Consider the following 6,521-nt stretch of genomic DNA (forward strand, 5'->3'; position numbering starts at 1 on the left):
AAACCCATAATTAGTTCGCTGGACTATTGGAACAGTTTCACCCTATTATTTATTTTTTACTTAAACATTCAATTTAAAATGAGTTTTACTCTTAATTCGGTTAAGGCCGGTTTTTTAGGGCTATTATTATTTTCGCCGCTGACTCAAGGTGCCGAAATCAATGATGTACAAACGTGGTGGAATCTTACGGCCATCGGCAGTTTTTATCAGGGGAAGACAAAATCACCGGTTAAATATTGGTTAGAAGGCCAGCAACGCCTTGGGGATGATAGTAGTCGCTCAACCCAGAGAATGTTAAGGCCTGGGGTGGGCTATGCAATCAATGAAACAACTAGCCTCTGGATGGGAAGTGCCTGGATCTATACCGGTATTCCGTTAACTCGAGCACCCTTTTCTGAGCGAAGGCTATGGCAACAAGTCTTATGGGTAAAAAAATATCCCCAGCTTAACTTAACCAGCCGTACCCGCCTAGAGCAGCGCTTTTTAGAAGGAAATCCTAAAACCGCTTGGCGTTTGCGGGAAATGGTTAAAATGGTTTCACCTTTTATTTATAAACCGCAGTTTTCAATAGTGGGTAGCGATGAGGTTTTCTGGCACCACAATAATTTTATTGGGCAGAGAAATCAAGGCTTTGATCAAAATCGATTTTTCTTGGGAATGGCTTATAAAATTAATTCTACTATAACTACAGAAATAGGCTATTTGAATCAATTTATTCATCGCCGCGGAGCAGCCAATTTCCAGTCGAATAATTTATCAACGACTGTCTTATTTAATTTAAGTTAAGTTCATAAATGAAGGCTTCTACATTCAAAAAGGGCGGGATCACTGTTTATTGGCCTGGCTGCATACAGCCAGGAATCGTTTATTTCTTTTTGGGGACTTTTTCGCCTTTTTGACGCGCTTTCGATAAGCCTATGGCAATGGCCTGTTTCCGGCTTTTTACTTTTTTATCACTTTTGCCACTATGAGCCTCGCCTTTTTTATATTCATGCATTTCTTTTTTTACTTCTTTTTGAGCTCCTTTACTGTATTTAGTCATGATCGTTCTCCTTAATTTTTTCTTATCTATAAATTAAGTATAGGAAAGACTCTTGTTTGTTCAAATATTGAGCGATTGCTAAATCTAAACTATAGTTAATAAAAGGGAAAGACGTTCGGATGGGAGGGATTCTATGGTAAACCTAGACCTAGATAGAGAAACTATTTTTAACCTTTTAGATAAAGCAAGGCAGTATCAAGTGAAAGAAGATGTTAGTTTTCCAGAAATGAATGATGAAATGGACTCCTTACAGGTGCTTGCTGATGATGGCGATGATGCTATTTATCAAGAAGTTGTCTCTTTTATTAATGATTTAAGAGAAGACCAGCAGGCCACCTTGGTCGCTCTAATGTATTTAGGACGCGGTGATTATAGCGAAGAAGAGTGGGTTGATGCTTACCATTTGGCTGAAGATGAGCTGAGTGATCATACGGGTGAATATCTATTATCAAGACCTTTAGTCGCAGATGATATCGCACGTGGTTTAGATCTTTTAGGTATTGCTAAGCCTGGGGATTAATGTTTAATTCCACTTTTTTAATAAGACCGGCCTTCTTGTGGATATCTTTTCTAAGTTCCTAGAATATTATCAATGCCTTTTATTGCTAATTGAAAAAATAGCATTTTAAATCATGTGGTTATATGCTTTTTTGTTTTAAAGATTACAATTTTAGAAAACCAACCTGTGGATAAGTCTGTGTATAGGATGTAAAATACTAGGATTTGTTTGCTAAATTGTTCATTATAATTGCACAAACCTCGTTCTTTTGTTAGATCTTTAACTTCTATTACTATGCGGTTTATGGACAAGAAGGAGGATGGAGTATATGCCTGGATTATTTAAGCCCTGCGACGCTATTGATTATGTGAAAATGTATTCTACTTTTAGAAATAACACCAGTGAGCACTGCCTGGCTTTTATTTTAATGCCTTGTTCTCCCCAAAAACGACAACTCTCTTTAAGCTCTTTACAGTTTGATTTTAATGCCGAGGGAGCTATTCCCATGCTGCGCATTTTTTATGATGGGGAGGAAATACAGATTCATCATCAAGCTAAAAAAACCATGGAGGCCTTAGACGCTTTGAAAGCCCTTTTTGGTTCTCGCCAGATTAACCCTAGGGATAAGTGTTTAACGGTAGAATTACTGCAAGGCGAAGGTGCTGGAGCTTCGGTTGCTGCAGTTTTTGAGCTCTTGCAGTCTATGTATTTGCTTAAAAAGGAGTTTGCAGAAGAAATTAAAACACAATTACTGACGCCGGATTATTTAGCCAAAGAATACCGGCGTTTGTTACCTACACCGATAAAAGAAGAACATTCTGCCTGTCTCTTAATGTAGTTAAGGGAAAGTAAACCATTAATGAATGTCCCAGCCTTATGAGTAAATTTGTTGGGCTAGTTAAACCCCACAAACCCGTTTAATTTATTTAGACTTTGGTTGCTGTTGGGTGATGCAATGAATACCGCCACCGCCAGCAAAGACATCAAGGGCGTCAATTTGGGCTAACTCATATCCTGGAAATAACTTGGTAAACAGTTGATAAGCCTTTTTATCATATTCCTCATAACCAAACGCGGGCATAACAATGCCGCCATTAGCTAGATAAAAATTGATATAAGATAAGGTGAGCCGCTCGCCATTAAGCTCAGTCGCAGGAGGCTGCTCGATAGTAAATACTTCTAAGGAACGCCCTTTTGCATCACGAGCTGCCCGCAGAATGGCTAAGTTTTCTTGCAGAAGCTCAAAATTAGGATCATTTTTATCTTCAGTGATTAAACAAAGCACTTTACCAGGCGCGACAAAAGTCGCTACTTCATCCACATGACCATCGGTTTCATCACCTATTAAGCCTCTATTTAACCAAATAACCTGCTCACAATTTAAATAATCACGTAAGTAAGTTTCAATCTCCGCTTGAGTAAGCTTGGGATTGCGATTTGCATTAAGAAGACACTCGCGCGTAGTTAGTACCGTGCCTTCGCCATCCACATGAAAGGAGCCTCCCTCCATTACTAGCGGGGCATGAAAATACTGCGCCTTAGTTTCTTCTATAATCTTGGCTGCGATTTTTTGATCTAAGGCGCAATTGTCATAGTTACCGCCCCAGGCATTATGGATCCAATCAATGCCCGCAAGGTGGCCGTCTTTATTTAATACAAAGGTACAGCCAGTATCTCTGGTCCATGAATCATCAAGCGGCAGGGTGAGAAAGCTAATGTTTTTGCCACAAAGTTGTTGGGCTTCTTCTCGGTCTTCCGCTTTTACGATAATAGTCACAGGCTCAAATTGCGCTATAGCATTAGCGACCCGAGCATAAGCTTGTCTTGCTCTGGGAAAACCAATATTAGACCAACTGTCGTGGTGGCAAGGCCAAGCCATCCAACAACGTTCATGGGGATGCCATTCGGCTGGCATAAAATAGCCTGCTTGTTTTGGAGTTTTTATACTCATTGCTCTTTTCCATCCAAATAGGTTAATTGCGGGAAAATACTTCTTAATTCATTAAGATAAGAAAGCATCGTTTCTCTGGGTAATTCCGAATTAATCAGTTGCTTCTCATAAGACTGCACTAATTTTTTAGTGTCAAAATGAGCTAAATTTAAGACATTAGTAACGGTGTCACCGCTGACTAAATCATCCAATTCAAACTGACCGTCTTCAGAAAGCTTCACGTCTAATGAATTGGTGTCGCCAAATAAATTATGTAAATTACCTAAAATCTCTTGATAAGCACCGACTAAGAAAAACCCAATGGCGTAGGGATTTTCACGATTATAATGAGGCAGCATCAATGTTGAGGTAACGCAAGAGCTTCCTAAATAATGCTTTAAGGTACCATCCGAATCGCAGGTTAAATCTTGTAAGATACTGTGCATGGTTAATTCTTCGGTAAGTTGCGTTATAGGCGCTACCGGAAAAATTTGGCCTATAGCCCAAGCATCAGGTATGGATTGGAAGAAGGATACATTACAGAAAATCTTAGCTGCCATATTTTCATTGATTTTGGCTAAGAGTTCTTCTTCACTCGGATTTTCTGCATCAAGGCGATCTTTTAATTCCATACAAATATTGGTGTAAAAGGCCTCAACTTTTGCTTTCTCCTGCAGGCTAATAACCCCATGTTTAAATAAAGAATGGGCTTCGCTTAATGAATGTTCGGCGTAGTTATAAATTTCGTTAGGCGAACTGTCAGTAATGGCCAGATAGGTATCATAAATATCTCTGATAACATGGGAATCTTCTTCATCAATACGCGGTAGTGCTGGGGCTTTTTCCACAATCTCAATGTCGGTAATATTGGAAATTAACACAGCATGATGCGCCGTTAAGGCTCTACCTGACTCGGAGATAATGTTAGGTTCTGGAATTTCTGCTTCTTGGCATAAATGTTTGAGTGCTAAAAGAATATGGGTTGCATACTCATTAAGGCTGTAATTCATTGAGCAGCCTTTATTGGAGTGGGTTCCCTCATAATCAACGCTTAAACCACCACCCACATCAATAGTGCTAATTGGGGCCTTAAGTTGGCGCAATTCAACGTAATAGCGCGCCACTTCTTGCATGCAATGGCGGATATCATGGATATTGGCAATTTGCGAGCCTAAATGGCAATGCATCAACTGTAAGCAATCTAATAAATTATGGGCTTTTAACTCATTGACCAGCTCGAGTACTTGTTTGGCATTTAAACCAAACTTAGATTTAGCGCCGCCCGTATTTTCCCATTTCCCGGCACTTTTACTCACTAAGCGAATACGTACACCCAGGGTTGGTTTTACGTTTAGCCGTGCTGATTCTGCCAAGATAATATCGAGCTCAGATTTTTTTTCAATGACGATAAACACTTGATGTCCCATTTGTTGGGCAATCAGTGCCATCCTGATATAGCTGTAATCTTTGTAGCCATTACATACAATCGTACTGGGCTTATCGCCTAACATGCCAATCACGGCCATTAGTTCTGGTTTTGAACCAGCTTCAAGGCCAATGTGATGTGCGGGGGCTTTTAATAATTCACGCACGACACTTTGTTCTTGGTTGACTTTAATGGGATAAACTAATTGGTAGCTACCCGCATAATCGTTTTCGGCGATGGACTCACTAAAGGCTGTATAAATACGGCGTACGCGATCATGCAGGATATTGGTACAGCGAATCAATAGCGGCAGGCTCAATCCTGCTCGTCGCGCGGCATCAACAATGGTTAGCAGTTCAACCCCTTTGGCGCCAGGAGTTTTGCTTATTTCGATGTTACCCTTGTTATTAATACTAAAGTACCCTTCACCCCAGTGCTCGATATTATATAAGTTTGGGTCAATTTCTCGTACATTATTCATTTCTTTAACATTCCAAAAGGATTAACGTGGGCGCACTAGTTCTTTATAAGTCGCAGGCTCTCTTTGTTGCGCAAAAGGAAACAGCCGTCCCCATAATTCGCGTTGGGCAAAATCTAATTCGGCTACTAAGACGGCTGCTTTATCCCTTGGGGCTTGCGCGAGTATCTCTCCTGTGGGAGTGCTAATAAAGCTGCTGCCATAAAAGGTTAAATTATCCTCACAGCCAATGCGATTAACTGCGATAATGAAGGTATTGCTCATAATCCCTTGGGCAACCATTACTTTTTGCCACATAGGCTGGCTATCAAAACCTGGGGCAGTAGGCTCGCCACCAATGGCGGTTGGGTACACTAAAATTTCAGCCCCTTTTAAGCCATAAATACGGGACAATTCAGGAAACCATTGATCGTAACAAGTGGGGAGACCTAAATGGTGTCCTGCTATTTTGTGCACAGGGTAATCAGAGTCACCGGGCTTGAAATAGAAGTCTTCATGGTATTTTTCACCGCTGGGTATATGTTGTTTACGGGTTACGGCAATTAATTCACCATCAGGACTAAAGGCCACGGCAGTATTATAACCGGCTTTTTCAAACAAAGAGGCAGTAATAAATACTTTGTTCTTTTTCGCCATAGCGCCCACAAATTGTGCGGTTGGGCCAGTAGGGATATCTTCCATAAAAGGCTTGCCATCTACGTCGGAGCGAGTACAAAAATAAGGGCTTAGGGTTAATTCTTGGAGGCAAACCAGTTGGGCACCTTGTTGGGCAGCAGCAAAAATGCCTGAGGCTAAACAATCTTGGTGGACTTTTGGACTTTCGTGCCATTGTTCTTGAACTAACCCTACCTTTAATTTTTTGTGTGTCATTAGTATTCCTATAATGATGAATCGTTAAACTACTAAACCTTTTTTATTTCAAGTTAAAACTTTTTATAGTTTAGACTAAAAATGCGCCTATATTATCAAAAAAAACTCTTCTTGTACTAGCATTAATTGCGGGTAAGCAAAGTTATTTGCAATTAATTTACTCATGTTACGCACATAAACTTGTAGTTTGACTAAAAAGCATTAGAATTCCGCCCTTAATTTTAGGGAGGGAATTAAATGGATATGCTTGATCTTTATAGTGATTATTTGATTTTC

The 6,521-nt window shown here is 40.1% G+C and carries 7 protein-coding genes; 3 read left to right on the plus strand and 4 right to left on the minus strand.

Going from position 1 to position 6,521, the window contains the following annotated elements; genetic code table 11:
* Window positions 1-78 precede the first annotated feature (78 nt).
* Window positions 79-786: a DUF2490 domain-containing protein gene (locus ELY15_RS04565; protein WP_127098473.1), complete on the plus strand. Its 708-nt coding sequence runs from the start codon at window positions 79-81 to the stop codon at window positions 784-786.
* A gap of 79 nt (window positions 787-865) precedes the next feature.
* Here ELY15_RS04565 and ELY15_RS04570 read toward each other — a convergent pair whose 3' ends face one another.
* Entirely contained in the window at window positions 866-1,042 is a 177-nt protein-coding gene (locus ELY15_RS04570) for a DUF6496 domain-containing protein (protein ID WP_127098474.1), read from the minus strand.
* A gap of 133 nt (window positions 1,043-1,175) precedes the next feature.
* Between ELY15_RS04570 and ELY15_RS04575 the strand changes: the two genes are divergently transcribed.
* Together ELY15_RS04575 and ELY15_RS04580 are read left to right on the plus strand one after the other, a co-directional pair.
* The gene (locus ELY15_RS04575) at window positions 1,176-1,562 is read left to right on the plus strand and encodes a DUF3775 domain-containing protein (protein ID WP_127098475.1); all 387 of its coding nucleotides are present in this window, start codon (window positions 1,176-1,178) and stop codon (window positions 1,560-1,562) included.
* A gap of 307 nt (window positions 1,563-1,869) precedes the next feature.
* Window positions 1,870-2,379 (plus strand): hypothetical protein, encoded by a 510-nt coding sequence (locus tag ELY15_RS04580; RefSeq protein WP_127098476.1) that lies wholly within the window; start codon window positions 1,870-1,872, stop codon window positions 2,377-2,379.
* Between the two features lie 84 nt (window positions 2,380-2,463).
* On the opposite strand, the gene ELY15_RS04585 is transcribed toward ELY15_RS04580, so the two are convergent.
* From ELY15_RS04585 to ELY15_RS04595, 3 genes are read right to left on the minus strand one after another with little or no spacing between them, the layout of a single operon-like run.
* Complete coding sequence (locus tag ELY15_RS04585; protein WP_127098477.1) at window positions 2,464-3,492, minus strand: agmatine/peptidylarginine deiminase; 1,029 nt, start codon at window positions 3,490-3,492, stop codon at window positions 2,464-2,466.
* The gene (gene speA / locus ELY15_RS04590; RefSeq protein WP_127098478.1) at window positions 3,489-5,378 is read right to left on the minus strand and encodes a biosynthetic arginine decarboxylase; all 1,890 of its coding nucleotides are present in this window, start codon (window positions 5,376-5,378) and stop codon (window positions 3,489-3,491) included. Before speA ends, ELY15_RS04585 begins: the two co-directional genes overlap by 4 nt.
* A 21-nt stretch (window positions 5,379-5,399) precedes the next feature.
* Entirely contained in the window at window positions 5,400-6,245 is an 846-nt protein-coding gene (locus tag ELY15_RS04595; protein ID WP_127098479.1) for a carbon-nitrogen hydrolase, read from the minus strand.
* Window positions 6,246-6,521 lie beyond the last annotated feature (276 nt).

The sequence above is a fragment of the Legionella sp. km772 genome (assembly GCF_003989735.1).
In the GTDB taxonomy this organism is placed as follows: Bacteria; Pseudomonadota; Gammaproteobacteria; order Legionellales; family Legionellaceae; genus Legionella.

Coding starts and splice junctions, on each gene's coding strand:
- ELY15_RS04580 (WP_127098476.1), top strand. CDS start 1,870: ATGCCTGGATTATTTAAGCCCTGCGACGCTATTGATTATGTGAAAATG.
- ELY15_RS04585 (WP_127098477.1), bottom strand. CDS start 3,492: ATGAGTATAAAAACTCCAAAACAAGCAGGCTATTTTATGCCAGCCGAA.
- ELY15_RS04565 (WP_127098473.1), top strand. CDS start 79: ATGAGTTTTACTCTTAATTCGGTTAAGGCCGGTTTTTTAGGGCTATTA.
- ELY15_RS04575 (WP_127098475.1), top strand. CDS start 1,176: ATGGTAAACCTAGACCTAGATAGAGAAACTATTTTTAACCTTTTAGAT.
- ELY15_RS04595 (WP_127098479.1), bottom strand. CDS start 6,245: ATGACACACAAAAAATTAAAGGTAGGGTTAGTTCAAGAACAATGGCAC.
- speA (WP_127098478.1), bottom strand. CDS start 5,378: ATGAATAATGTACGAGAAATTGACCCAAACTTATATAATATCGAGCAC.
- ELY15_RS04570 (WP_127098474.1), bottom strand. CDS start 1,042: ATGACTAAATACAGTAAAGGAGCTCAAAAAGAAGTAAAAAAAGAAATG.